A 913-nucleotide genomic window follows, 5' to 3' on the forward strand; every position below is an offset into this window, starting at 1 on the left:
TCTTCGCCGACGCGGACTTCGACGCCGCGGTGGACAACGCGCTGAATGGCGCGTTCGTGCATTCGGGGCAGGTCTGCTCGGCCGGGGCGCGGATCATCGTGGAGGAATCCATCGCGGAGCGGTTCGTCGACGAACTGGTGCGCCGCGCGGAGCAGATCACCCTCGGCGGCCCGTTCGATGAGCACGCCGAAACCGGGGCACTGATCTCCGCGGAGCATCTGGGAAAGGTCGAGGCGTATGTGCAGTCCGGGCTCGCCGAAGGCGCCCGGCTGCGCTGCGGGGGCCGGGCGGCCACCGAGGCGGACGGCCCCGGGCTGGGGGCGGGGCATTTCTACCTGCCCACCGTCTTTGACCAGGTGGCCCGCGGCATGTCGGTGGTCATCGAGGAGGCCTTCGGCCCGGTGGTCACCGTGGAGACCTTCGCCACCGAAGATGAGGCGGTGGCTACCGCCAACGACACCGACTACGGGCTGGCCGGGGCGGTGTGGAGCCAGGACGCGTCCAAGACCCAGCGGATCGCGGCCCGGTTGCGCCACGGGACGATCTGGATCAACGACTTCCACCCCTACCTGCCGCAGGCCGAGTGGGGCGGCTTCGGCCAGTCCGGGGTCGGCCGCGAGCTGGGGCCGACCGGGCTGGGCGAGTACCAGGAAGCCAAGCACATCTACCAGAATCTGGACCCGCAGGTCACCGGCTGGTTCGCCCAGAAGTAGCGAAGAGGAAAACTGAGGATTATGAGCAACACTAACGAATTTGACTACATCGTCATCGGCGGCGGTTCGGCCGGCGCCGCGGCCGCCGCACGGCTGAGCGAAGACCCGGCGGTACGCATCGCGCTGGTGGAGGCCGGCCCCGATGACCGGGGTCTTGAGGAGGTCTTGCAGCTGAACCGCTGGATGGAACTGCTCGAATC

2 protein-coding genes are annotated in these 913 nt (G+C 68.6%); both read left to right on the forward strand.

Going from position 1 to position 913, the window contains the following annotated elements; all coding sequences use genetic code 11:
* Window positions 1–713, forward strand: a 713-nt coding sequence (locus ACT3TP_RS18720; protein WP_444621289.1) for an aldehyde dehydrogenase family protein, incomplete at its 5' end; no start/stop codon positions are given.
* A 21-nt stretch (window positions 714–734) separates the two neighbouring features.
* The coding region (locus tag ACT3TP_RS18725) for an FAD-binding protein (protein WP_444621290.1) at window positions 735–913 on the forward strand (179 nt) is incomplete at its 3' end.

This window comes from Glutamicibacter sp. AOP38-B1-38 (assembly GCF_052377485.1).
Taxonomy (GTDB): domain Bacteria; phylum Actinomycetota; class Actinomycetes; order Actinomycetales; family Micrococcaceae; genus Glutamicibacter.